Genomic DNA, 24588 nt, shown 5'->3' with positions numbered 1-24588 from the left:
ATGGAGCCAGACACACACATCATAAGCGCCCTCGTTGAACACAGGCCGGGTGTCCTGCAGAGGGTGGCGGGCCTCTTCACAAGGAGGGGGTTCAACATTGAGAACATAACCGTAGGTGAATCCGAAACACCGGGTATTGCAAGGATGACCATAATTGCAAGGGGAGATGACAGGGTTCTTGAACAGATAACCAAGCAGCTCAACAAGCTCATAGACGTCATAAAGGTCCGGGACCTTGAGCCCTCAGGGACCGTTAAAAGGGAGCTCTGCATGGTCAAGGTCCATGTACCCTCTGAAAAGATAAGGGCAGAGATAATACAGTACGCCAACATCTTCAGGGGCCGTATAATAGATGTAAGTCCCGAGACCATGACTGTCGAGGTTACAGGGGACTCCGAGAAGATCGATGCCTTCCTGGAACTCTTGAAGGCCTTTGGAATCAAGGAACTTGCAAGGACGGGTCCCACTGCAATGTCCCGTGGAAGCCGGACAATATGAACATATTTATTTTTTAAATCAAATAATCAGTTCTGAGGAGGTTTTATATGAAGATCTATTATGAAAACGACATTGATATGGGTATAATTGCAGATAAAAAGATAGCTGTCATTGGTTATGGAAGCCAGGGAGAAGCGCAGGCAATGAACATGGCTGATAGTGGACTCAACGTTATAGTTGGTCTGAGGAGGGGTGGAAGTTCATGGAAAAAGGCCAAGGATGATGGGATGAACGTCATGACCATCGAAGACGCCGCCAGGGAGGCCGACATAATACACATCCTCATCCCTGATGAGATCCAGGAAACAGTATTCGAGCAGTCCATCAAACCATACCTTACCGAAGGAAACACCATTTCATTCTCACACGGCTACAACATACACTACGGATACATAAAGGCCCCTGAAGGCGTTAACGTTACCATGGTAGCCCCCAAGGGCCCGGGTGCGATGGTCAGAAGAACCTACCTTGAGGGCTTCGGTATCCCTGGCCTTGTGGCCGTTGAGGTGGATGCAACAGGAGACGCCCTTGAACAGGCCCTTGCAATGGCAAAGGCATGTGGACTTGCACGTGCAGGCGTCCTTGAGACAACATTCAAGGAGGAAACAGAGACAGACCTCTTCGGTGAACAGGTGGTGCTCTGCGGGGGTGTCACCGAACTCATAAACACGGCCTTCAGGACCCTTGTAAGGGCAGGGTACCAGCCTGAGATAGCCTACTTCGAAACCTGCCATGAACTGAAACTCATAGTTGACCTCATCTATGAGAGGGGATTCCAGGGTATGTGGGAGAACGTCAGTAACACCGCAGAATTCGGAGGCCTCACAAGACGGAGAAGGGTTATAACAGAGGACACCGCCAGGGAAATGGAGAAAATACTTGAAGAGATTCAGAACGGTAAGTTCGCCAAGGAATGGGCCCTTGAAAACAGGGCCGGAGCCCCCATGCTCAAGAGGATGAGGGACCTTGAGGGTGACCTTGAAATAGAGGACGTCGGCTCAAAGCTCAGGAAACTCTGTGGACTTGAAAAGTAATCCCTTAAGCGGTGATTGGCTTGGTATTTGTGGGTATGGATCATGGGACCACCGGCGTATCCTTCACCATCCTCGGAGACGGGGCAGAGCACTTCAAGATCGGAAGGGAAGACCTCTCAGCGGGGCGGGTCTCTGCCCTTGAGGAGCTAAAGGAAAGGGTTTCCCTTGATGATATAAGACTCATGGCCATCACCTATGCGATGGGTGATGCCATCACAACGATAAAACCAATTGAGAGGGTTAAAAACAGGGGTATAATCTCAATTGGAGGCGCCGGTAAGGTTACCGGTGGTGGAACAGCAGTTTACAGTGAAATAGAGAAGTCAGGCATACCCACGGTCCTGATTCCGGGCCTTCACCGCAACACACCATGCCTTGATGAGAGGTTCCGGGCGGCCTACTCCCACCATGCAAGCCCTGAAAAGGTGAGCATATGCTACAACGCCTACCTTGAAACCGGCTGGGAGAACATGATAGTATCGGACATAAGCTCCAACACCGTCACCATGCTCATAGAGGACGGGAAGATCACAGGGGCCATGGATGCATGTCTTGGAGCCATGGGCATCATACACGGTCCCCTGGACCTTGAGATGCTCAGGAAAATAGATGACGGTGAGAAAACTGCCAATGAGTGCTTCTCCCATGCAGGTGCCGTTAAGGTTGCGGGTATAGAGACGCGGGTGTCCCGTGCAAAGGATGAACTGCTCTCAATGTACCTTGATGGTGACAGGAGGGCTGAACTCGCCCTTGAAACCATGCTGATGACCATTGCGATGGAGATATGGGGCCTTGCAGGGATATCCAGCAGGGTTGATGGAATCGTACTGACGGGCTCGGTTGGTTCCATGGTTGAACCCTTTGACTTTTATGGAAAACTCAGGGAGAATGTGGAGGACATTGCAGAGGTGCGGAGGATAGATGCCACATCCGGGTCCATGGGCAGCGCCCAGATAGCAAGGGATATCCATGGCGGCAGCAGGAATATACTTGGAATAGAAGTTGAAATATGAACCCTGCCCTGGTCACTCATGGTAGTCCAGATAGCCATAGATGACCGGGAGGCCGTCCCCAACCCTTACACCATCCCACACGTTGATAATGTACCTCCTGTCATGCCTGTGGTACTTTATTTCACATGTGTAGAAGCTGCCTCCCAAGGGCTGGGGTGTGAATGAGAGGGCCGAGAGACCCTCCCTGATATATATAAGAAGCAGATCCTGGATTATTTTGATCTTACCCTCAATGAATTCCGCTACTTTAACTTCATCCTCTCTTTCAGGAGTCTTTTCCCATACAATTCTCATGGCTCCATTCCCAGAAATCCGTGTCATGGAGATGAAGTTTTTGATCCGTCATTAATGGAATGCTTGGGGCTGAACCTGCGCTGATTATAAACCTGCAGGTAAGTATTCCTCTATCAATCACTGATTCAACTTTCTGATAAAGCTCCGGCCAGTATCAGAATTAAATGTGAATGACACCCGGTGAACCCGAGGATCATTCCTTCACCTGAAAATTAGGTTAAGGGCCTTCAAGCATTCATGGAGAAATCATGGCATGGCAATGAATGCTATCTTGGTCCCCTTAATGAACTGCAGGCCATTTTCTGTCTCAAGGACTGTGTTGAGGTAATTATCAATTGATATCAGTCTGCCAGTGGCTTCCTCATTATTCTTTAATGTCAGGATTACATCCTTATTTTTAAACCTGAGGAACTGACGGTTAACCTTGAATTCATTATCATCATTTTTCATTGCAATCCCCTTTAACCGGTTTAAATTAACTATGCACTCATCCATATATATACTTCACATAGAAGTCCCATCACCATCTGAGGCGTCATTCAGCAGATGCCCTCCTCCTGATTTTAACCATCATGGTCAGAGAATCCTCATACCTTAAAAAATTTCATTGCCATGTTATTTTCAGGAGGATGAGGATGGCTGACAGCTGACATAGATTCACGCTCAAAAAGGGCATTCCAAGTCCATGACCCCTGAAGCCTTCCCTGGTTACCATAAAACCTATGAATATAAGGTTCTGAAGTATGAGAAGAACGGTGAAGCCCACAAGGCCCCTGGTGAAGCTTGACTTAACCTTGCGGTACCCTGATATGTAAACGCCAAGCATTATAAGGAGTATGAAAACATTGAGGATGCCCACCACAGCAGCAAGGAATGTAAGATGAGGGTCCCCGATTACCCCAATATTGCGTCCATGACCTTTCATTCAATCACTGCTCCCCATTTTATTCCATATTTCCTCAAATAGATGATAGTTCTCCTCCATTCTGTCTGATAGGAAGTACATCCTCCCATATCGATCCCCTGCCCCCACTATGATACTGTTCTTCTCAAGGACCTTTATATGATGCTGAACAGTCTTATAGTCCAGTTTAAGTGCCTCTGAAAGCTGATTTGTATTGTATGGTCTCTTATGAAGCATCCTGATTATCCTTGCACGGTTATGGCCTCCGCGGGTCCCTGCAAGAAGCCACCACAACAACTTCTTTATTGAAATCACTGATCCGTGAAGTGCCCCTCATAGAGGGCGCCTTCCTGGCGACAATCTTAAAGATAATTATGGACATCTGCAGATATGCCTTTTTGTGTTGTGGTATGCTGCCTCGAGAACTGCAGCCATTACCAAGTACTCCGTACCTGGTCTGATCTCCAGATTTGTCCTGCAAACCCTGCACTCATGCACTGTCCCTGTCCATTAGGATACCTCCTGGGCCCATCAACTGGAGAACACCTGCCTGAACATGCTGAGCAGTGGCTTCCGGTAGAGGTGTATGTGTATGAATGTGGCCATAACCATGAGTACGGCTAATTCAGCATGCCAGTATGTGACTGCAGGGTTTAAAATCGTTCTTATACCGAGCCTTATGAAGACTATGATCATCATTCCTGTGAACCCTGTGCCTGCGTATCCTACTGTTAGAAGGATGTTCCATGTCCTTCTGTGCCCTGATCTTGTGAGGTACCCCCTGCTGAAAAGGTAATGGGTCAGGAGATAGGTCCCTGTTATCATGATGCTGATGGGTATCACATGGTAATCAGTATCATGCTGAGAGAGATGATCCGCACCATCATCCACCAGTCCCTCAGAAGTGTTTGCTGTGTCAGATGCGTTAACATCTCCTTGATCGGTTTCGGCGGGTTTCTGTGGATTATCATCATCTGCACTGTAATCTGCTGCTCCATTTACCTGTGAAAGGTCACATATACCATCACCATTCATATCCGTGAACCTTGGACACTGACCAGGGTACGGGTCATTCACAAGGCCATAGGGGCATGAGGCCCCGCAGACCAAATCCACTGAAGACAGCACTCCGCCAAGGAATGGTACCGGCAGATACCTTAGGATCCGCCTCTTCATCTCCCGGCCCCCATTATTCTACTTATACTACCAGGGTAGTAGTGGAAATGGAAGATGGTGATAACCGTAAGGGCAATACCCGCCTCAACATGCCAGTAAAGAAGCTGGGGGTTAAGGTATGATCTGATTCCATTATCAATGAGAATCAGGAGTACAAAACCCCCAATCCCGGAGACAGTGAATGCAAGGAGTATTATGAAATTCCAGAGGTTAACATGGAAGCCCCTATTTACAATTTTCAGTTTCTGAAGACCATATGTGAGTATGTAGAGTGCAATTACAGGAACTGCAGGAGTTAAAACATCATAAACCATTCTAGAAGCACCTTAAAGCTTTTTATCTGAATTTAGGTGCTGTGTTAAAAAAGGTTTTTCCGGGTTTATACCCAGATCTCTACCAGATTGAAGGATAGTTAAGGTAGTGGAGGTGTTCATAGGAACTTAAACACCCCTCTAAAAAAGCAAAAATACCTTTCAGTACCCCTGGTGACATGATATCATGAACTTTCGTGGCCTATTCAAGCCAGTCAACCATCAAATCAAGGCTTGATGTGCAGTCAAGTGATACAGGGGTCAATGTGGGCCTGTTCTCAGCCTTCAGTGTATGGACATCGGTGCCGGGTGCATCATCACCCGCCGGATCCCCATCTATCCAGTAGTAGGGCCTTCCCCTGGGATCAAGACGCTTCTTGATATGGACATTGTACATACGGTCCCCCAGCCTTGTTAACATCACCTCATCGGATGATGGATGGGAGGGTATGTTCAGGTTGAGGAAGTCAACCCCATCAGGGAGTCCCTTCCTCAGAATATTCTCTGCAACACGCCCGGTGATTTCTGCAGCCACCGAGAAATCAACATCCACATGCCCATCATGGAACTTGATATCCCCGCTTCTAACCTGGAGTGAAACTGCAAGGGAGGGCACGCCATGAACTGCAGCCTCCATCGCAGCCCCTATGGTCCCGGAGGTTGTGAGTTCGGATTTACCAAGATTTTCACCCATATTTATCCCTGAAATAACAAGGTCTGGTTTTTCATCCATGAGTTCAAATATTCCAAGGATCACCGCATCGGTTGGTGTCCCTGAGACTGTATATGCGTCTGATCCATCCCTGAGTGTAACTTCAGTCACCCTTATCGGTTCAAATAGTGTCAGGGCATGGCCTATCCCGCTCTGCTGGGTTGCCGGGGCCACTACCAGTGTCTCTCCAAGTTCCCTGACAGCGTCTCTGGCTGCCAGTATTCCTGATGAGTTCACTCCATCATCATTAGTTATCAGAATTTTCATTTGACCATCCCATGATCCTGGATTTCTATATGAAATTTTAAGTATATCTTATAACATAGGTCTATTAAGTCTAACCCCTGAAGGTGGAAGAGTTGAAGAAGAAAAAGCTGGTTGATTTCATTGCCAAAGTAATGGAGGATTCTGGGTTCAAGGTTTACAAGGATTTCAGGACCTCACAGCATATAGTCGATATCTATGGTATTCTTCCAACCACCCTCGGGGATATCGGGGTTGTTGTGGCCTGCAAAAATTATGATGAAAACTGGAAGGTTGGCATGGATGTCCTCAAGGAGATGGAGATGGCTGCAAAGACCCTGAAGGCATCCAAGATAGTCATTGTAACCACATCCGATTTCTCATCACAGGCCAGGAACTATGCTGTGAAGAGGAACATGAAACTTATAGACCGGAAGGGTCTTGTTAAGATTGCAGAGGAATTCTCAAAGAGGATACAGGCTCCTGAAGAAGAGGAGGATGAAGAAGGTTACTATGATGAAGAGGAGGTTGAGGTTTACAGCCCCCCAACCACGGTTCTCGGCAACAGTACAAGGGGATTGCTCTCAAAGAAGGAACATCGGACTCCAGTAGCCCCCCTTGTAAAGGGTCTCCTCCAGAATACCGTTATACTCATAGTCACCGTTGTTATCATTTCATTCCTGCTTGCAACGCTTCTACAGATGACTGCAGGACTTACCACAAGCCTGGCGGGCGTTATGAAGATAATGATTGCAGCAGCATTATCCTACTGTATACCCTACATTGTCGAGGATGATGGTGCCGTTGTTATGATAAAGGGGACCATAGTGTTCTTCAGTTCACTCATGATCCTTGTTATAATGATACTGATCTAGGGGAGCATGAATGCCTCCATGACCCCCAGAAAATTATAATTATTTTAAAAAAAATGAAAATGCTGTTTCTTCATCATGGAATGGAAAGAAGTGCCTCAAAAGAATAAAAAATAAAGAAGGTTTCATCTTCTGGATAGTACAAGACCCGCCGCCAGTACTGAGACTGCAGCTGCCAGTGCACCGGCGGGCACACCTGTCTCCTGCATAGGTATCATGTCTGCTTCGGTTTTTGAAGTTTCTGGAGACCCTTCTCTGACCGTTAACGTGGCATTATCCTGGTTGTTGGTTAAATTCTGATCATACTGGTCTCATGAGACCTTTGCCGTGAACTGTGCTGTTCCGGCTGCAGTTGCCTGCTGGTGCACAACTAGTTTATAGACCTGGCCCTTTGGAAGGTTTCCAATGGTCCATGTATCCGTCAGAGGACTGTATGATGGATCACCGGATACCCATGTTGTACCGGCATCCCATGAAACCTCATGTCCAAGGTATGTCATTGGATAGGGGCTGCTGCGTGTTATCTGAACCTTAACGCCGGTGGCATCATAGGGTCCAAGGTTTGTCACCGCAACACCCTCAAGGATTTCATCTCCGACGGTGGTGGTGTCTATTATGTTCTCATCAAGGTCAAGGTACTCTGCATCAACTGCAAGGTCCGATCTCTGATAACCGTTGTAGCCATTGGGGATCTCCTGGGCGCTGATGGCTCAAGTGCCTGCAATGAGAATCAGAAGAAAAGTTAGAAGTCTATACATTACTCACCCCCCTTACTATTAATCAGAAAAAACTTCTGATGGTTAATTTATATTGCTTCAATTATATAAATGTCGTGAAAGGCTATCCTGGAAAGTAACATGCCTGTGAAAAACCAGAAATCCTCCGGTCATTCAAATCTTCTATGCCTTAATAAATTCAGAAGCTGAAAATCAATAAAAGGTCCAGTGGGCCGGACGAGATTCGAACTCGTGACCACCTCGTTGTGAGCGAGGTATCATACCCCTAGACCACCGGCCCCTATGGATTTAAATAGAACTAATGGGCCGGACGAGATTCGAACTCGTGACCACCTCGTTGTAAGCGAGGTATCATACCCCTAGACCACCGGCCCTCACTCTGACTTTAAATTTTTACAGTATATAAATTTTTCCCGGAGATGTTAACCGGGAGAATCATATAAATACCCTTTTATACCTTAAAGGTTAATGAAGATCATTCTCTGAGGTTATTTTCATGTCATGCAAAGCCAGTGGAAAGATATGGTTCAACGGTGAAATGGTTGAATGGGAAAATGCCACGTTACACGTACTCTCACACGTTGTACACTATGGATCAAGTGTCTTTGAGGGAATACGCTGTTATAAGAACAGGAAGGGCTCAGCGGTTTTTCGTTTGCAGGAGCATGTGAGGAGACTCTTCGACTCTGCAAGGATCTACAGGATGGAGATACCCTACACTGAAGATGAGATCTCTGATGCCATAGTTGATACCATCAGGGAAAATGGCCTTGAGGAGTGCTATATAAGGCCCGTGGTTTACAGGGGTTACGGTGAGATGGGTGTAAATCCTGTGAACTGTCCTGTGGAGGTTGCCATAGCAGCCTGGGAGTGGGGTGCCTATCTTGGTGCCGAGGCCCTTGAGGTGGGAGTTGATGCGGGTGTCTCCACATGGAGGAGGATGGCCCCCGATACCATGCCTAACCTTGCAAAGGCCGGTGGTAATTATCTTAACTCCCAGCTGGCCAAGATGGAGGCCGTGCGGCATGGCTATGATGAGGCAATAATGCTCGACTATCATGGCTATGTGAGTGAGGGGAGTGGAGAGAACATATTCCTTGTTATGGATGGTGAACTCTACACTCCACCGGTTTCATCATCACTCCTCAGGGGGATAACAAGGGACTCTGTCATAAAAATTGCAGGGACCGAGGGTATAAAGGTCCGTGAAGAACCCCTGACAAGGGAGCTTCTCTACCTTGCTGATGAAATATTCTTCACCGGCACGGCTGCAGAGATAACGCCTGTAAGGTCCGTGGATGGTGTTGAGATCGGGTCCGGCAGGAGAGGGCCGGTCACCAAGACCCTGCAGGATGAGTTCTTCAGGATAATAAGGGCCGAAACCGATGACAGCTTCGGATGGCTCACATACATCTGAATTATAAGTGAAAAGTTATAAGTTATAAGTGATAAGCATGGATGTTATTCAGGCGATTATCATAGGGACAGTTCAGGGACTCACAGAGTTTCTCCCGGTAAGCAGCTCAGCACACCTTGTACTTGTACCTGAAGTCCTGGGTGTTCAGGGCAGCCTTGCCTTTGACACGGTCCTCCATGTGGGGACCCTGGCTGCAGTATTCACCTACTTCTGGAACGATATAGTGCACATGGTCAGGGCGTTCCTATCCAGCATAGGGGACATCCCATCAGGGAACTTCAGGGAGGGTATCAGGGAGGACCGGTTCAAGAGGCTTGCATGGATGGTGATCATAGGTACCGTGCCTGCTGGCCTTGCAGGCGTGTTATTTAAGGACTTCTTTGAGGCCCTATTCAGCAGCACGGTTGCCGTTGGTTTCTTCCTCATTGTAACAGGTCTACTGCTGTGGGGATCCGAGAGGGTCAGCAGGGGCGTCAGTGAAAAACTGTCCATTGAAAAACTGGGTGTCCGTAACTCGCTCATAATCGGGTGCGCGCAGGCCCTGGCCATAGCCCCCGGGATTTCACGTTCAGGGGCAACGATATCAGCAGGTCTTTTCCTTGGCTTTGAAAGGGAGCTGGTTGCCAGGTACAGTTTTCTCCTCTCAATACCCGCAATACTTGGAGCGGCACTTGTACAGGTAAAGGACATAAGTGTTGGGTTTGATCTCCTTGGGGCCAGCATGATCGCCGGTTTTTTGGCGGCTGCGGTATCAGGTTACGCTGCAATCAAGTTCTTCCTTAAGCTCATAAAGGAGAGGGACCTTAACGTATTCGCCTACTACTGCTGGGCCCTCGGTATCATCACCCTTGCAGTGTTCCTCCTCTGATCATTTTAGATCGGCACAAGGAGATTAACCGACTCATCACAACACAGAATTTATTTTCACAGAAGAGAGAAGCGATCCTTCACCATTATCTCCCCAGCATTCACCACCAGACAAACCCTTACCTGGATAACCCGCCAAGAATTATCACTGAGACCGATTCAACAGAACAGAAAAACCCTCCCATTACCCTACATGCACTTCTGGGTGAGATTAACACTTACAATTATTCTATGCCAACAAACCCTTCACCCTACATGCACGGAACAGACATGACCATGGAAGTAGGACCATGATACCTGCTGCTTTGTGAGGGTATAAACCCACCATGTACTCCAGAATACCTCAAGGATGGCTGCCGCTGCAAAAACCAGTAAGATCACCGGTAAGAGGAAGACCAGCCTCTCCCTGAAGGCCCTTTTAAATGGTTCTGCAGAGCCCGCGTAAACTGACTTCATGAGCGAGTAAAAGAAGACAGCTGCAGCTTCAAGGGAAAGGAGGCATCCCACCACTTCAAGGTGAATGTGCAGTGTGCCGGCATACACAAGTATGCCATATAAGCCCATCCTTGATATGAGGGCGTGTAAAAGACCACCTGCAAGGACGAATAAATTCAAAACAGGGGCTGCCGTGGTGAGGGTGAAGATAAAGAGAAGCACCTGTTTGATGTTTGAGATGAATATTCCAAGGGCGACTCCACCAAGATAATCAATAAACTGTGCCCTGAAGCCTGGGTAGTGTGAAAAACAGACGTTCATGTCCCCTGTTAGAAAACCATAGCTCCCGGCTGCTCCAAGGGCATTCGAAACAAAACCATAAATATAAAGGGCTGCTGACAGGACCATAAGCCGAGGATGGGGGATTATGGCCTTCAGATGCTCCTTAAATCCAGACATTCAGATCCACGCCCTTATCATGGGAATGTCTTTAAATCCAGACCGGGAGCCGGGTCCGGATATCATGGGAATATCCTGCTGCAGAGCTCCTCAACCCTCCCGCGGATTGCATCAACTGAGACACCGTGCAGCATGGCAGCCAGCATGGCGCCCCCGGCACCAACACCCTCCTTCACGGATCCGTTGAGGTACTCGTGAAGCCCCTTATGGGATGCCCTTTCAAAGGATGGGTCGACGGCGTATATATCAATCTCATCTATCTGTTCAGCTATCCTGTTTATATCGGAGGTCTCATCCTCTGCAACAAAGATGGTTGTTGCAATTGCAGTCCCTGAAAAATCAAATTCAGGGTCCAGGGCCTTTATAAGGGCGCATACAGCGGTCATCTGCGTCCCGCCGGCAAGGGTTACAGGGACACTGCTACCCATGCATATACCAGCCACCGCAGGTATCATTGGATCCCCAACTGCACCGACAGCCATGAAGGGATCATCCCTACAGTCCCCCGGTCCAATACCTGCCTTCTTAAAGCCCTCCATCACAACATCCCTTTTAAGGTTGTGGGGGTTCACTGGCATGCTTGCACTGACCCTGAAGTCTGCATCGTATCCCAGGGCTGTTAGAACACCCAGGGCTGTTGTTGTACCTGCAGGTGTGCTCTCACCAATAACAAGGTGTTCTGTCATCTCAGAGAGGGTTTTTCCCAGGATCAGGGCCCTTTCATAGATTCCCTGGGGGTCATCGACAGCCCTCCCTGTCCTTATGTCCCTCCCATGGACAGAATTGATGGTTATGTATGGAAGATCCGGCTTCACCGAGGCTCCTGCATCGGCCACTATGAAGGGTATCTCTGCAAGCTCAAGGGAAGCCTTTGTTATAACCGCAGGCGTTGGTGCGGACTCCCCCTCCACGATGGTCTGGGGTATCTCAGGAAGACACCTGGGGGCATCATGTACTATGAGTTCAACGTCTGCTGCTGGTGTGTACTCTGTTAAGTCAGGGCTTGCGCCTGCCCCTGTTATCCCCTCTATCCTTGATGTTTCTGTTGTTGCAATGGTGCAGAGGAAGAGGGTTTCCCTATCATAAACCTCATGGAGAAAATCACCTGACCCATAAATCTTCAGTCCATCAAACATTCAATCACCTCTCCTACTGTATATAACATAGAATACATAAAATTAGACCTAGGAGAAATGTCACAGCCGGTGGTCAGGAAAATGTTATGCCTTGGTATAGAGGGAACAGCCGAAAAGACAGGTGTGGGTATTGTCCGGGACGACGGGGAAATACTCGCAATAAAAGGAAAGCCACTTATACCAGAAAAGGGAGGTATACACCCAAGGGAGGCCGCTGAACACCATGCAAGATGGATACCGGTCCTTGTAAGGGAAGCCTGCCATGACGCTGGAGTGGAGATAGATGAAATTGGACTCATATCATTTTCAAGGGGCCCTGGACTTGGCCCTGCCCTCAGAACCGTTGCAACCGCTGCAAGGACCCTTGCACTTTCCCTCAGGATCCCCATTGTAGGCGTGAACCACTGCATAGGACATATAGAGATAGGAAGGTTAACCACTGGAGCCAGGGACCCGGTCTCCCTCTATGTAAGCGGGGGGAACACCCAGGTGATAGCCTTCAACCAGGGCCGTTACCGTGTGTTCGGTGAAACCCTGGACATTGCCGTCGGCAACATGGTGGACCAGTTCGCACGTGAATCAGGCCTCGGACACCCTGGAGGACCCGTAATTGAAAGACTTGCACGTGAATCATCAGGGTACATTGAACTCCCCTACAGTGTTAAGGGGATGGACCTTTCATTCTCAGGGCTCCTCACCGCAGCCCTCCGGAAACTCGAGGCAGGAGCCGGTCTGGAGGATCTGGCCTACAGTCTGCAGGAAACCGCATTTTCAATGCTTGTGGAGGTCACCGAGAGGGCCCTAGCCTACACAGAAAAGAATGAAGTGCTGTTATGTGGTGGAGTGGCTGTTAACGGTCGGTTGAGGGAGATGATGGAGACCATGTGCAGTGAACACTACGTCGACTTCCACATGCCGCCGCCAGAGTACTGCGGTGATAACGGTGCCATGATAGCCTGGCTTGGCCACCTTGTCTACAGGCACAGCGGACCGGACAGTATCCGGGATACGGGTGTCATACAGCGCTACAGGACAGATGAGGTGGATGTTCCATGGATGTCTGAATCACCGGGTGGTATAGATCTCCCCCATGAACTCATGGCAAAGGGTGCCGAGGCAAACATATACAGGGGCGGGTGGCTTGACAGGAAGTGCGTGGTTAAGGAAAGGATCTCCAAGGGCTACAGGATCCCTGAAATAGACCAGGATCTCAGATCATTAAGGACGAGGAGGGAAGCCAGGCTTATCAACCAGGCTAAGAATGCCGGTGTTCGAACCCCCCTCCTCCTTGACCTTGACCCTGAGAAGGGTTTGATGGTGATGGAGGCCGTTGATGGTTTGGAGTTCAAGGAAGCCCTTGAAGAGGACCTAGGGATCTGTGAGAGGATCGGTGAGGACATATCAAAGCTCCACAGGGCGGGTATAATACACGGCGACCTCACCGGATCCAACATCATCCTCAGGGGGGATGAGGTGGTCTTCATAGACTTTGGACTTGGAAGGTTCTCGGATGAAATCGAAGACATGGGAGTGGACCTACTCGTCCTCAAGAAGTCCCTTGAGAGCACCCACTACCGTGTGGCTGATGAATGCTTCAGGAGGGTCCTTGATGGTTACATGAGGGAAGGGATCGATATCAGAGAAAAGATAGATGAGATCGAGTCAAGGGGAAGATACACATCATAGGATCATAAATAGACGAAGTCAAAAGGAAAATACCCATAAGATACCATGGACATGCTTCATGAGGGGTGTGATATCCTTGAAGATAACATTTATAACAGGTAACAGACACAAATTATCTGAGGCAGAAAGGATATTCCATGGCACAGGCATAGAACTTGAGCATGCTGATATCGGCTACCCTGAACTCCAGGGGACACTGGAGGAGGTGGCGAGGTTCGGTGCAGAGCATGCAGCCAGGGTCATGGACTGTCCGGTGATCGTAGAGGATGCAGGACTCTTTATAAGGGCCCTTAAATGGTTCCCAGGTCCATACTCTGCCTATGTACAGGATACCATTGGAAACAGTGGCATCCTGAAACTAATGGAAAATGTTGAAGATCGCTACGCCGAGTTCAGGTCGGCTGTTGGGTTCTGCACCCCCAACTCCGAACCCGAGGTTTTTTTAGGCGTGGTGAAGGGACGTATAGGTACTGAGGAACGTGGAACAAGGGGCTTCGCATTTGATCCCCTCTTCTATCCTGAAGGAATGGATAAAAGCTTCGGGGAGATCAGTACCAGCGAAAAAAACAGGTTTTCCCATAGAAGCCGGGCCCTCAAGAAATTTGCCCGGTGGTTCATTGAAAATTATGAGGTGATCTGATGTCTCTAAAACCTGAATGGGTTGAATACTCAGACGAAGAAATAGAGGATCTTATAGTGAAACTTTACAGGGAGGGCAACTCCGCAAGTAAAATTGGAATCATACTGAGGGACCAGCACGGTATACCCAGTGTAAAGGCTGTTACAGGACTTAAAATAACAGAAATTCTGGATAAACATGAATTAAAACCAGAATACCCTGAGGACCTTATGAACCTGATAAGAAAGGCCGTTAACATAAGGGACCACCTTAAAGAGCACCCTAAGGACCTCCACACAAGGAGGGGTCTTCAGATCGTTGAATCCAAGATAAGGCGTCTTGTAAGGTACTATGTAAGAGAAGGTGTCCTGCCTGAAGGATGGAGATATGACCCACAGAAAGCAGCCCTCCTCGTCAAATAAACTTCCTGAAACAATTACAGTCCGTGGCGGTGAGGCTTCACGGGTCCTTGAGGAACATGTAAATGAGGGCAACATAATCCGTGTAATCTCACACAACGACGCCGATGGTCTATCGGCTGCTGGAGTTGTGGCCAAGGCCATTTCATCAAAAAATGGCCAGTTCCACATCTCCATCCTTTCACGCCTGAAAAGGGAATTCATAAAGAAACTGGCAGGGGAGAAATACTCCCTCTTCTTTTTCTGTGACATGGGAAGCGCCCACCTTGAGGATATATCCCGCCTCAGGGGAGATGTTATAATTGCAGACCATCACCAGCCCTCCGATTTCAGGACGGACTCAAATATAGTGCACCTCAACCCCCACCTGCATGGCCTTGACGGGAGCAGGGACCTCAGTGCATCAGGGACCGCCTACATCGCCACAAGATCCATCACAAGGGACACGGCCCCCCTTGCCCTTGTAGGGGCCTTCGGTGACATGCAGTACGATGATGGTTTCAGGGGCGCCAACAGTTTCATAATGGAGGAGGCCATTGAATCAGGCACGCTCCAGGCCCACAATGACCTCAGGATCGCATCAAGGTACCATGAACCACTCTACAGGTCCATAGCATACACCTTCAACCCTCCCCTCCCCGGGTTAACCGGCGACATGGAAGCCTCCAGGGGTTTCCTTGAAAGGATAGGTGTCTCATATGGTGTCAGGTACGGTGACCTTTCACCCGAGGAGAGGGATATCCTAAAGGAAGAACTGATACGCATAAACCCGGCTATATTCGGGGAGGTCCTCACTGCAAGGGGATTCCAGCCAGAAATAAGGGACCTTTCTGACTTTGCAAGGGTCCTTGACGCCTGCGGTAAGAACCGTAAATACGGGATCGGGATAGGTTTATGCCTTGGTGAAGGTGAAGGAGCCCTTGAAGTTGGCCTGGAACTTCAGAAGAACTACCGTGAAGAAATAATCAGGGGCCTTTCCTGGATAAGGAGGGAGGGTTCATCTGTAATGTCAAATATACAGTACATCTACAGTGAGCATAAGACCTTCAAAAGCATAATGGGTACAATTGCAAGCATATCACTATCCCTCCAGCTCCTGGACCCTGACATCCCCCTCCTCGGCCTTTCACGCATGGACCGCCATGTCAAGGTCTCTGCAAGGACAACCAGGTCCGCCATTGAAAGGGGCGTTAACCTTGGCCTTGCCCTCAGGGATGCTGCCTCAAGTTTCGGGGGTACCGGGGGAGGCCATGATATAGCAGCAGGCGCCATGATACCCTACAGGGACATGGAAAGCTTTCTGCAGCTTGTTGATGAGATTATCGGGACCCAGACAGGTAAGGTGTGAATAATGTACCTCAGCAGGACTGAAGAGAGAATGTATGATGGGGAGTTCGGTGAAACCATCCAGAAGAGCATGGAGATACTGGTTGCCCTGGGGGACATCTACGGTGCTGAAGGAATGGTTGATATCAGCTCCGCCCAGATTTCAGGTGTGTCATACAAGACCATAGGGGATGCGGGACTGGAATACCTTGAGGATCTCAGCTCACGCGGCGCCAGGGTGAAGGTTACAAGTACGCTTAACCCTGCAGGACTTGATCTTGAAAGATGGAGGGAAATGGGTTTTTCAGAGGAATTTGCAGAGAGGCAGATAAGGATAGTTGATGCCTACTCATCCATGGATGTTATGAACACCTGCACATGCACCCCCTACCTCATAGGGAACGTTCCCCTGAGGGGCTCCCATATCGCATGGTCAGAGTCCTCGGCCGTATCATACGCAAATTCTGTCCTTGGAGCCAGGACAAACAGGGAGGGTGGACCCGGTGCCCTGGCAGCTGCAATATGCGGAAAAACACCCGAATATGGCTATCATCTTGATGAGAACCGTGCCGCCACCCTGGTTGTTGATGTTGAGTGTGAACTCTCGGGTTCTGATTACGGTGCCCTGGGACACATTACCGGTAAAATGGTCGGTGAGGGTGTACCCTACTTCCGATTCATTTCAAAGCCTGAGCCGGACGACCTCAAGACCCTCGGGGCCGCCATGGCATCATCAGGGGCCGTTGCACTCTACCATGTTGAGGGCCTGACACCCGAGTACATGGATGCGGATGCATCAGGGGCTGATGATCATGTGAGCATCGATGCAGGGGATATTGCAGGTGCAAGGGAGTCCCTCTCAACCTCCACGGATGAACCTGACCTTGTATGTCTTGGATGCCCCCACTGTTCCCTGGGGGAGATAAGGAGGATAGCATCATTTTTAAGGAATAATGAACCTGGAGTGGAGTTCTGGGTCTGCACATCTGCGGCCATAAAGAGCGCCGCAGACAGGATGGGGTACACTGAGACCATAGAGGCTGCAGGCGGGATGCTTGTCTCTGACACCTGTATGGTTGTTGCCCCTGTAGAGGAACTTGGCTACGGTGTCCTGGGGGTTGACTCTGCCAAGGCAGCCAACTACATACCGGGTATGTGTGGCCTTGAAGCGGTCTATGATGACTGGATGAACCTCCTGTCAAGGCCATGAGGTCCATCAGTGCGGCCTCAGATTCCTGCCCCTGCAAGGGCGCTTCCGAGCTGAAGACCTATCGATGAGAGGTTCTCAAGGCTTATCCTGTTGTAGGGTTTTACATCGTAACTTGCAAGGTTCAGAATCCCTATTATCTCCCCTGAGAATTTGATGGGAAGCATTAGGAGCGTTCTTATATTATTTTTACGTATGGATTCATGGAGCAGTCTGTATTCCGGTGATTCAGAGGTTATGTATATTATCTTCTCCTTCTCAACCGACCTGCTGAAGAGGTCCCTGAAAACACCTGCCATGCACATTTTACTCAGTGTTTCCGGGAGGTTCTTCTGGGCCCTCATCTCAAGTTCCCTTCCCTCATCCATCAGGTAGATGCAGCCCATCTCAAATCCAAGGGTTTCTATAACAGCTTCGATTGATCCTTCAAGCATCCTATCCTCCTTTTCACCGCTGTTTATAATCTCTGAAACCCTGTTCATTGCTATAAGGGTCCTTATGAACTCTTCCTTCTCCCTTTTCAGTTTCTCCATTGAGAGGTACTCTGAGATTTCATCGGCAACCATCTCGATGATTTCAAGGATCTGTGAGGATACCGAATCATCAGATGTCCCTATGATAAGTGCCCCTGTGGCCCTCTCCTCGACTATCAGGGGGACTGAAAGCATTATTTCACCGGTTTCGGTCTGCCAGGAGACCGTCTCGAGGGTTTCCATGCTCCTGTAAATGAAGTAGTCCACCTCGCCAATATTAATTGTCTCTGGGTGTTGGTGGATGACTTCAAGGCCCGATGCATCCCTTCCTACAAGTGCAAGTTCACTGAGGGATAGGAGTCCTGAAAGTTCTTCCCTGATGGAGAGGAGGAATTCTTCAAGGCTTCCGGCTGAGGATCTTAACCTTGTGATGGTAAGAAGAACCTCGAGTTCGCCCTTTGAGAAGGAGGAACTTGCAGGGTCCCTTGCAATTATCACCCAGAAGTCATTGACAGGGTTTATTGAAAGGCTGTAGCTTCTTCTTATACCATCCCTGCCCCTGAGGTCCGCCTGTACTGTCCCTGCTGATTTCATTTTCTCCTTAAAAATCAGGAGGCTCTCTCTGTCCATGATATCCTCAAGGTTCCCGGTTCCAGGGAACATTCTTCTGAAGGGTTCATTGGCAACGATGATGTCAAGGAATGTGTTGACTGTGAAAACAAGTTTGTCGGGGTCGTCAACTGTTCTCTCAAGTTCAAGAAGTTCCAGGATTGTCCTGTGGAGTTTTGATGCGTTCTTGATGATCTCTGAGTCCCTGGATGTTTCATCAGGAGTTTCTGCGGCCCTTACATCGGCGTCGTCTGAGAGCATCCATAGCTTGCTCCTGCCGACGGACCTGTAATTAACAAGGCCCCTGGCCTGGAGTATGTGGAGGTATTTAAGTACCGTTGCCCGGCTCCTGTTTATACCCCTGGTTATCTTGTCCAGCATGCACTCCTCTGGAGGGTTTGACCTGAGGTATGAGATTATCAGTTTCTCTGTTTCAGAAAGGTTTTCCATGTATTCACCCGATCCCTTAATGATTTACTTTATGGTATAACCATTTATTATAATTTAAGGTTAGGTCTTCGGCTGAATACTGAGGTCATGGGTTCTTCACCTGAGGAATTATGAGGATTTGATGCTGTTAGATTATGTATATCATGATATGAACATTTTTTGGATGATTTCAGCCGGTGCTCAGCCATCCCTCCCCCCACCATACATTAGAAAAATTTAAATAGTAGTTTTTTATACTATACGGTATAGTTATACTGAAATGTAGAGGTGGTTTTGTGGATTATAAAAAAATATCAGAAGACCTTAAAAAACTCCTGGGCCTTGAAGGAAGCCCTGTGGCGGTGAAACTCCTTAAAGAGGAAGATGAACACCGCGCCATGAAACTTGAAAAAAAGAGGCACTGTGAATTCATACAGGATGCAAGGCTTGGTGGTGTAAGTGGCTATGCAACCTGTGAGGAGCACCTGTGCAAGGGGGGAGCTGGAGTAATGGGTATATGCGACCTGCCAGGGCCCGTTGCAGATGGAAGCATGTACCATAAACTCGGGAACTACAGCACCCCCGAGGCAGCGAAGGAAACCGTCGAGGCAATACCCGTGGTGACTGGGAAATACCGTGCATCACTTTACGCTCCCCTTGAAGATACTGACTTTGAGCCTGACTCTGTGGTTTTCATAGTAAAACCAGCTCAGGCCCTCAGGTTAAGCCAGGCCTACCTTCATTCACGTGGTGGTAGAATGGCCGGTGACTACTCAGGGATACAGTCCCTCTGTGCAGATGCTGTTGCAGCAGTAAAGGAGAGGGGCATACCCAACATGACCCTGGGCTGCAACGGTTCAAGGAAGTACGCGGGTGTTAAACCAGAGGAACTCATAATAGGGATACCCGCAGCAGAACTTGAGGGAATCGTGGATGCCCTTAAAAAATTCGCTGAAGAATGGGGTTAAGTATGATCAGTCTTAAGGGGATAAATCCATACGCAGCAGCGGTAATAACAGAGAACATCCTTAAGAACGGACCTGAAAAACTCAACATCCTCCTGGATGCGGATATAAGGGAAATCAGAGATCTGGCAGATAAATACGGTGTGAATATTTCATCAAGGAAGGTTGAGGATGGTTTGGTGCTTACAATGACAGCCGGAGAGATGGAAGAGATAGATGTTACCGGGGAAACATGTCCCGGCCCCGTTATAACTGTGGGTGAGAAACTCTCATCACTCAAAAAAGGTCAGATGATAAAGGTTAAATCAGGAAACCGGGACACCCTGGATGACCTTGAAGTTTCAGCCGCTGAAATGAATGCAGTGGTTGTTGAAAAATCAGATGACTACATAATACTGGAAAAAACAGAGAAAAAGGATCCGGTTGAGATCACCGGAAGAGACAGGGTCCTTGTGGTGCAGAGCAACGGGACAGCAAACGCTGAAAGGGCCTATGCAACATTCATATTCTCAAAGGCCGCCAGGAGTATGGGCAAGGAAGTCATAATCTTCCTCCTTATGGACGGTGTCAGCCTTGCAAGGAAGGGTGGTGCCTCAAATGTCAAGCACCCGGCATTCCCGCGCCTCGATGAACTCATGAGGGAAGTGATTGATATGGGTGTCCAGATATACGTATGCGAGATGAGCGCCCAGTTCAGGGGTATTGATGACAGCGCCCTTGAAGATGGATGCAAGATTGCAGGTGCTGCAACATTCATAACACTACTCAGTGACCCCAGATACGCTGTGGTGAACTTTTAGAGGTGATATAATGATATATCAAGTTATTGTTCTGGCATTTCTCCTTTCTGGAGTTACATCTGGCTTTATAACATTCCGTATCATGGGAATGAAAATGGCACCGCACTTTGGTGTGCTTCTGATCTCCATAATTGCAACGGCCCTGAATATTCTGATGGGTGGTGGAATACTCTACATTGCAGTGGCTCTTCAGGTCCTTGCAGGCATATCAGCCTACATACAGTTCATGCCTGCTCTTAAGGACAATTTCCAGACTGCTCCACTCTATTCAGCCCATCTCAGCATGATGACTGTTGCTGCGATTCTGGGGCTTGCTTCAGTGTTTTAAACCACATATTCTTTAATTTTTATTATCTCTCACTGTGCAGTCCCAGAAGTACAGACATTAGATCTTTAGATAATTCAAAGTAAGTAAACTGGATGTTTCTTCATCACTGGTAAACAATATCCTGGATATACTTGAAAAAAACCCATTTAATATTTCACGTAGATCCCTATGGAACTGCAGGTAAAGCAGAGAGAAAGCCAAGGAAATATTATTTCTTATCCCCATCAATAAAAGCAAGCTTGAATTTCATTCTTGGAAGATATGCTCCGGAAAAAAAAATGAATTCCTGGGACCATTAGCAGAAAACCTAGTTGCATCTTCTTTTTTCAAAATGAAAGAAAGGGGTATATTAAATGGAATATTATATCCGGCAGATCCCGGAAGCGTAGATTTCCTTTTAAGCAGAGCAGACGGAGAAATAATTCCCGTAGAGGTTGGAGTAGGTAGAAAAAGTAAGGGACAGTTAAAAAAAGCCATTAAGAGATATAAATCAAATTATGGAATTTTAGTATCAAAAAGAAGCCAAATAATTGAAAAAGAAGGTAATGTGATTCAAATCCCTCTAACAACATTTTCATTTATCTAAATTTTATCAGCACATATTCAGGGCCCTGAGTTCCCGGCGAGCAAGTTAAATAAATTGATGGTCAAAGAAAAGATCATGGCAAGGTACATAGAACACCCCCTCATAAAACCAGGGGCCATTGAGGCAAGGACCTACCAGCAGGTAATGGCAGCCGGTGTGCTTAAAAAGGGCAATTCAATGATCGTGGCCCCTACAGCCCTGGGTAAAACAATCGTTGCGGTTCTTGTGGCTGCTGAAAGGCTCACGAAATTTAAAGGGTCCAGGGTTCTTGTCCTTGCGCCCAGCAAGCCCCTCGCAATACAGCACGAGGAAAGCTTCAGGGAGTTCCTCCTTGCAAGCTGCACGTCCATCACAGGAAGTATAAAACCAGAGGAAAGGGTTAAGCGCTGGAATGAATCTCAGGTTATAACCGCAACACCCCAGACAGTTGAATCAGACATCCTGAGTGGAAGATACGATCTGAGGGATGTTTCTCTAATTGTTTTTGATGAATGTCACCGGGCGGTTGGGTCCTACTCCTACGTATTCCTTGCATCAAATTACATCCAGAATGCAAATAACCCCCTCATACTTGGACTCACCGCATCTCCAGGTTCAGATGAGGATAAGATAAAACACGTCTGTGAAAACCTCTTCATAAGGGATGTTAGCGTGAAAACAGAGAATGATCCCGACGTAAGGCCCTACATAAAACCCGTAAAGATTGAATGGGTGAAGGTGAAGATGACCCCTGAACTGGAGGAGATAAGAGAACACCTGAAAAGGGCCCTTAAATCCAGGATGAAGATCCTGAAGAACCTTGGAGTTATAGACAGCATAAACGCCGGTAAAAAGGACCTCCTCATGGCAAGGGGGCGTGTCCAGAACAGAATCGCCCGTTCAACAAACCCTCCAAAGTCATGTTACAGGGCAATCTCACTCATAGCAGCCTGTATAAATGTTGAACATGCAGTTGAACTCCTTGAAACCCAGGGCATAAACCCCCTCCAGAGGTACATTGAAAGGCTCAGAAAGAAGAATACGAAGGCTGCGAAGGGCCTTATCATGGACCCGGACTTTACCAGGGCCGCGTACCTTACAAGAAAGGCCTCTGCATCGGGAATAGAGCATCCGAAACTTGATAAACTCATGGAAATCCTTAAAGAAGAACTCAGGAACACAGAATCAAGAATAATAGTCTTCACACAGTTCAGGGACACCCTTGAGGAGATCTACCAGAGGTGCCTCAGGGAAGAAATAAATGCGGTTAAATTCTATGGCCAGAACAGCAGAAGCGGTGAGAAGGGCCTTACACAGAAACAGCAGCGGGAGATAATCAAATCCTTCCGTATGGGTAACCATGATGTTCTTCTCTCAACAAGCGTGGCAGAGGAGGGTATAGACATACCCTCGGTGGACCTCGTCATAATGTATGAACCGGTCCCCTCTGAGATAAGGATGATTCAGAGGCGTGGAAGGACAGGGCGGAAAAGATCAGGGCGGATGATGGTCTTGATAACAGAAAAAACCCGTGATGAGGCATACTACTATTCAAGCATGAGGAAGGAGAATAGGATGAAGAAGAGCCTCAGGGGGGGCTCGGTGGAAATTGATGTTGCCCCTCTTCCTGTGAAGGAGGAACCCCGTGAAAGGCCATTCATATACGTCGACTCCCGGGAGGTGAATTCAAGGGTCATCAGGGAACTGAAGGGGATGGGGGTGGAGTTTGAACTCAGGGCCCTTGCAGCGGGTGACTACCAGGTGAGCGATGATGTGATCATAGAAAGAAAAACCACCCAGGACTTCCTTAACTCAATCATGGATAAAAGGCTCTACAGGCAGGCCAGTGAGATGGTTAAAAGTTTTAAAAAACCAGTTATAATAATCGAAGGTGAAGACCTCTACTCAGGTTTCATAGGCCCCGATGCTGTAAGGGGGGCCCTTGCAGCCGTTGCAGTGGACTTTGGAATACCCATGATACCAACAAGGTCCCCTGAAGACACAGCCGCAATGATAAAAAGAATAGCCATAAGGGAGCAGGAAGAAAAGAAACCAGACATGCGTGTAAGGACTGATAAAAAGCCCCTCACACTGAGGGAAAAGCAGCTTTTCATCGTTGAATCACTCCCCAACATAGGATCCAGGTACGCCCTCAGACTACTTAGAAGGTTCGGATCAGTCATGGGGGTCATGAATGCATCAGAAAAGGAATTAAGAAAGGTCGAAGGTATAGGTAAAAAGAGGGCCTCTGAGATAAGGGAAGTGCTGGAATCAGAATTCAGGGATGATTAAAAGGATAAGGAAAGGTGATTTATTGCATTTACTGATGGATGAAAGGGGTAAAAGATATCTTATAAAGCCGGGCTCCGGTTTTGAGTCTGACGTTGGAATAATCAGCCCAGAGGTTATAGAGGAGAGCCAGCCGGGTCAGGTGATTGAAACACACCTTGGAAGGAAGGTCCTTGTACTCAAACCAAACCTCTCAGATTACTTTGAACTCATGGAAAGGAAGTGTTCAATACTCCTGCCAAAGGACCTTGGACTCATATCCGCTTACACCGGACTCCCAAAGGGTTCAAGGGCCCTGGATGCGGGTACCGGGGCGGGTACAGTTGCAATGTACCTCGCAAATCTTGTGGGGGAATCAGGGCATGTTACAACCTATGAGGTCCGCGAGGACTTTGCGGAGGTCGCGGAGAGGAACATCAGGAACTTTGGCTTCAGGAACATAGAGCTGAAAAACAGGGACATAAAGGATGGTATGGATGAGGAGGACCTTGACCTTGTCTTCCTGGACCTTCCAAAGCCATGGGAGATAATGGAGGATGTCCATGAATCCCTCCTCAGGGGTGGGTGGGCGGTTTTCTACAACCCCTACATTGAACAGGTGAAACTTATCCATAGAATCGGTTCAAAGGCGGGTTTTGGTGATATAAGGACCTTTGAAACAATTGAACGTGAAATTGAAGTTAGGAAACAGGGGACAAGGCCAAGGACAAGGATGGTTGGACATACAGGTTACCTCACCTTTATGAGAAAGATGATCTAGGAGGG

28 protein-coding genes and 2 tRNA genes are annotated in these 24588 nt (G+C 48.2%); 17 read left to right on the top strand and 13 right to left on the bottom strand.

Annotated features, from left to right (window positions below; translation table 11 throughout):
* The 3 genes from ilvN to FZP57_RS08995 are packed head-to-tail and all read left to right on the top strand — an operon-like array spanning position 1 to position 2545.
* Complete coding sequence (gene ilvN / locus FZP57_RS09005; protein WP_074359649.1) at positions 1-498, top strand: acetolactate synthase small subunit; 498 nt, start codon at positions 1-3, stop codon at positions 496-498.
* Between the two features lie 47 nt (positions 499-545).
* On the top strand, positions 546-1532 hold the full coding sequence (gene ilvC / locus FZP57_RS09000) for a ketol-acid reductoisomerase (protein ID WP_074359648.1): 987 nt from the start codon (positions 546-548) through the stop codon (positions 1530-1532).
* Positions 1533-1552: 20 nt separating this feature from the next.
* Entirely contained in the window at positions 1553-2545 is a 993-nt protein-coding gene (locus FZP57_RS08995) for a methanogenesis marker 12 protein (RefSeq protein WP_074359647.1), read from the top strand.
* 12 nt (positions 2546-2557) lie between these two features.
* Here FZP57_RS08995 and FZP57_RS08990 read toward each other — a convergent pair whose 3' ends face one another.
* From FZP57_RS08990 to surE, 7 genes are all read right to left on the bottom strand, one after another.
* Positions 2558-2839 carry a hypothetical protein gene (locus FZP57_RS08990; protein ID WP_074359646.1) on the bottom strand — a complete coding sequence of 94 codons (282 nt, stop codon included), beginning with the start codon at positions 2837-2839 and terminating at the stop codon, positions 2558-2560.
* Positions 2840-3085: 246 nt separating this feature from the next.
* Entirely contained in the window at positions 3086-3289 is a 204-nt protein-coding gene (locus FZP57_RS08985; protein ID WP_074359645.1) for an LSM domain-containing protein, read from the bottom strand.
* A 154-nt stretch (positions 3290-3443) separates the two neighbouring features.
* Positions 3444-3764, bottom strand: a complete 321-nt coding sequence (locus FZP57_RS08980) for a hypothetical protein (protein ID WP_074359644.1) — start codon at positions 3762-3764, stop codon at positions 3444-3446.
* Positions 3765-4049: a winged helix-turn-helix domain-containing protein gene (locus tag FZP57_RS08975; protein ID WP_191216619.1), complete on the bottom strand. Its 285-nt coding sequence runs from the start codon at positions 4047-4049 to the stop codon at positions 3765-3767.
* 225 nt (positions 4050-4274) lie between these two features.
* Positions 4275-4919 carry a hypothetical protein gene (locus tag FZP57_RS08970; RefSeq protein WP_074359643.1) on the bottom strand — a complete coding sequence of 215 codons (645 nt, stop codon included), beginning with the start codon at positions 4917-4919 and terminating at the stop codon, positions 4275-4277.
* On the bottom strand, positions 4916-5233 hold the full coding sequence (locus FZP57_RS08965; protein WP_074359642.1) for a hypothetical protein: 318 nt from the start codon (positions 5231-5233) through the stop codon (positions 4916-4918). Before FZP57_RS08965 ends, FZP57_RS08970 begins: the two co-directional genes overlap by 4 nt.
* Before the next feature lie 199 nt (positions 5234-5432).
* Positions 5433-6209: a 5'/3'-nucleotidase SurE gene (surE, locus tag FZP57_RS08960; protein WP_074359641.1), complete on the bottom strand. Its 777-nt coding sequence runs from the start codon at positions 6207-6209 to the stop codon at positions 5433-5435.
* An 83-nt stretch (positions 6210-6292) separates the two neighbouring features.
* On the opposite strand from surE, the gene FZP57_RS08955 reads away from it, so the two are divergent.
* On the top strand, positions 6293-7060 hold the full coding sequence (locus FZP57_RS08955; RefSeq protein WP_191216283.1) for a restriction endonuclease: 768 nt from the start codon (positions 6293-6295) through the stop codon (positions 7058-7060).
* 308 nt (positions 7061-7368) lie between these two features.
* Here FZP57_RS08955 and FZP57_RS09560 read toward each other — a convergent pair whose 3' ends face one another.
* From FZP57_RS09560 to FZP57_RS08940, 3 genes are all read right to left on the bottom strand, one after another.
* A complete protein-coding gene (locus tag FZP57_RS09560) occupies positions 7369-7626 on the bottom strand; it encodes a DUF11 domain-containing protein (protein WP_238337907.1) in 258 nt (85 codons plus the stop codon).
* Positions 7627-8002: 376 nt separating this feature from the next.
* A tRNA-Val gene (locus FZP57_RS08945) sits at positions 8003-8074 on the bottom strand.
* Between the two features lie 22 nt (positions 8075-8096).
* Positions 8097-8168 (bottom strand) — tRNA-Val (locus FZP57_RS08940).
* Positions 8169-8290: 122 nt separating this feature from the next.
* On the opposite strand from FZP57_RS08940, the gene ilvE reads away from it, so the two are divergent.
* Both ilvE and FZP57_RS08930 read left to right on the top strand, forming a co-directional pair.
* Positions 8291-9211 carry a branched-chain-amino-acid transaminase gene (ilvE, locus tag FZP57_RS08935; protein WP_074359639.1) on the top strand — a complete coding sequence of 307 codons (921 nt, stop codon included), beginning with the start codon at positions 8291-8293 and terminating at the stop codon, positions 9209-9211.
* Between the two features lie 37 nt (positions 9212-9248).
* Positions 9249-10079 (top strand): undecaprenyl-diphosphate phosphatase, encoded by an 831-nt coding sequence (locus FZP57_RS08930; RefSeq protein ID WP_074359638.1) that lies wholly within the window; start codon positions 9249-9251, stop codon positions 10077-10079.
* 245 nt (positions 10080-10324) lie between these two features.
* Here the strand turns inward: FZP57_RS08930 and FZP57_RS08925 are convergent, their stop codons facing one another.
* Complete coding sequence (locus FZP57_RS08925) at positions 10325-10972, bottom strand: hypothetical protein (protein ID WP_084531301.1); 648 nt, start codon at positions 10970-10972, stop codon at positions 10325-10327.
* A gap of 62 nt (positions 10973-11034) precedes the next feature.
* Entirely contained in the window at positions 11035-12108 is a 1074-nt protein-coding gene (cobT, locus tag FZP57_RS08920; protein ID WP_191216282.1) for a nicotinate mononucleotide-dependent phosphoribosyltransferase CobT, read from the bottom strand.
* Between the two features lie 81 nt (positions 12109-12189).
* Here cobT and FZP57_RS08915 point away from each other — a divergent pair, with 81 nt between their 5' ends.
* Genes FZP57_RS08915 through FZP57_RS08895 form a run of 5 tightly spaced genes read left to right on the top strand, consistent with a single transcriptional unit; the run spans position 12190 to position 17368 of the window.
* The gene (locus FZP57_RS08915; RefSeq protein ID WP_191216281.1) at positions 12190-13794 is read left to right on the top strand and encodes a bifunctional N(6)-L-threonylcarbamoyladenine synthase/serine/threonine protein kinase; all 1605 of its coding nucleotides are present in this window, start codon (positions 12190-12192) and stop codon (positions 13792-13794) included.
* Positions 13795-13852: 58 nt separating this feature from the next.
* Positions 13853-14434 carry an XTP/dITP diphosphatase gene (locus FZP57_RS08910; RefSeq protein ID WP_191216280.1) on the top strand — a complete coding sequence of 194 codons (582 nt, stop codon included), beginning with the start codon at positions 13853-13855 and terminating at the stop codon, positions 14432-14434.
* On the top strand, positions 14434-14835 hold the full coding sequence (locus FZP57_RS08905) for a 30S ribosomal protein S15 (protein ID WP_074359636.1): 402 nt from the start codon (positions 14434-14436) through the stop codon (positions 14833-14835). The genes FZP57_RS08910 and FZP57_RS08905 overlap by 1 nt, the downstream gene beginning before the upstream one ends.
* Entirely contained in the window at positions 14801-16180 is a 1380-nt protein-coding gene (locus tag FZP57_RS08900) for a DHH family phosphoesterase (RefSeq protein ID WP_084531299.1), read from the top strand. Before FZP57_RS08905 ends, FZP57_RS08900 begins: the two co-directional genes overlap by 35 nt.
* Before the next feature lie 3 nt (positions 16181-16183).
* Positions 16184-17368 carry an aconitase X catalytic domain-containing protein gene (locus tag FZP57_RS08895; RefSeq protein ID WP_074359635.1) on the top strand — a complete coding sequence of 395 codons (1185 nt, stop codon included), beginning with the start codon at positions 16184-16186 and terminating at the stop codon, positions 17366-17368.
* A gap of 17 nt (positions 17369-17385) precedes the next feature.
* Here FZP57_RS08895 and FZP57_RS08890 read toward each other — a convergent pair whose 3' ends face one another.
* The gene (locus tag FZP57_RS08890) at positions 17386-18897 is read right to left on the bottom strand and encodes a GAF domain-containing protein (RefSeq protein WP_074359634.1); all 1512 of its coding nucleotides are present in this window, start codon (positions 18895-18897) and stop codon (positions 17386-17388) included.
* 275 nt (positions 18898-19172) lie between these two features.
* Here FZP57_RS08890 and FZP57_RS08885 point away from each other — a divergent pair, with 275 nt between their 5' ends.
* The 6 genes from FZP57_RS08885 (at position 19173) to FZP57_RS08860 (ending at position 24583) form a co-directional block, all read left to right on the top strand.
* Positions 19173-19844, top strand: coding sequence for a DUF169 domain-containing protein (locus FZP57_RS08885; RefSeq protein ID WP_074359633.1), 672 nt, complete (start codon positions 19173-19175; stop codon positions 19842-19844).
* Between the two features lie 2 nt (positions 19845-19846).
* Positions 19847-20641 carry a DsrE family protein gene (locus tag FZP57_RS08880; protein WP_238337906.1) on the top strand — a complete coding sequence of 265 codons (795 nt, stop codon included), beginning with the start codon at positions 19847-19849 and terminating at the stop codon, positions 20639-20641.
* Positions 20642-20651: 10 nt separating this feature from the next.
* On the top strand, positions 20652-20969 hold the full coding sequence (locus FZP57_RS08875; protein WP_074359631.1) for a DUF5400 family protein: 318 nt from the start codon (positions 20652-20654) through the stop codon (positions 20967-20969).
* A 331-nt stretch (positions 20970-21300) separates the two neighbouring features.
* A complete protein-coding gene (locus FZP57_RS08870) occupies positions 21301-21555 on the top strand; it encodes a hypothetical protein (protein WP_191216279.1) in 255 nt (84 codons plus the stop codon).
* 75 nt (positions 21556-21630) lie between these two features.
* Positions 21631-23826, top strand: a complete 2196-nt coding sequence (locus FZP57_RS08865) for a DEAD/DEAH box helicase (RefSeq protein WP_074359840.1) — start codon at positions 21631-21633, stop codon at positions 23824-23826.
* 22 nt (positions 23827-23848) lie between these two features.
* Positions 23849-24583 carry a tRNA (adenine-N1)-methyltransferase gene (locus tag FZP57_RS08860; protein ID WP_074359629.1) on the top strand — a complete coding sequence of 245 codons (735 nt, stop codon included), beginning with the start codon at positions 23849-23851 and terminating at the stop codon, positions 24581-24583.
* The last annotated feature ends 5 nt before the right edge of the window (positions 24584-24588 follow it).

The sequence above is a fragment of the Methanothermobacter sp. THM-1 genome (genome assembly GCF_009914355.1).
GTDB classification, from domain to species: domain Archaea; phylum Methanobacteriota; class Methanobacteria; order Methanobacteriales; family Methanothermobacteraceae; genus Methanothermobacter; species Methanothermobacter wolfei.
The sequence above is the reverse complement of the archived record's forward strand: the minus strand, read 5'-3'. Positions and strand labels throughout refer to the sequence as shown.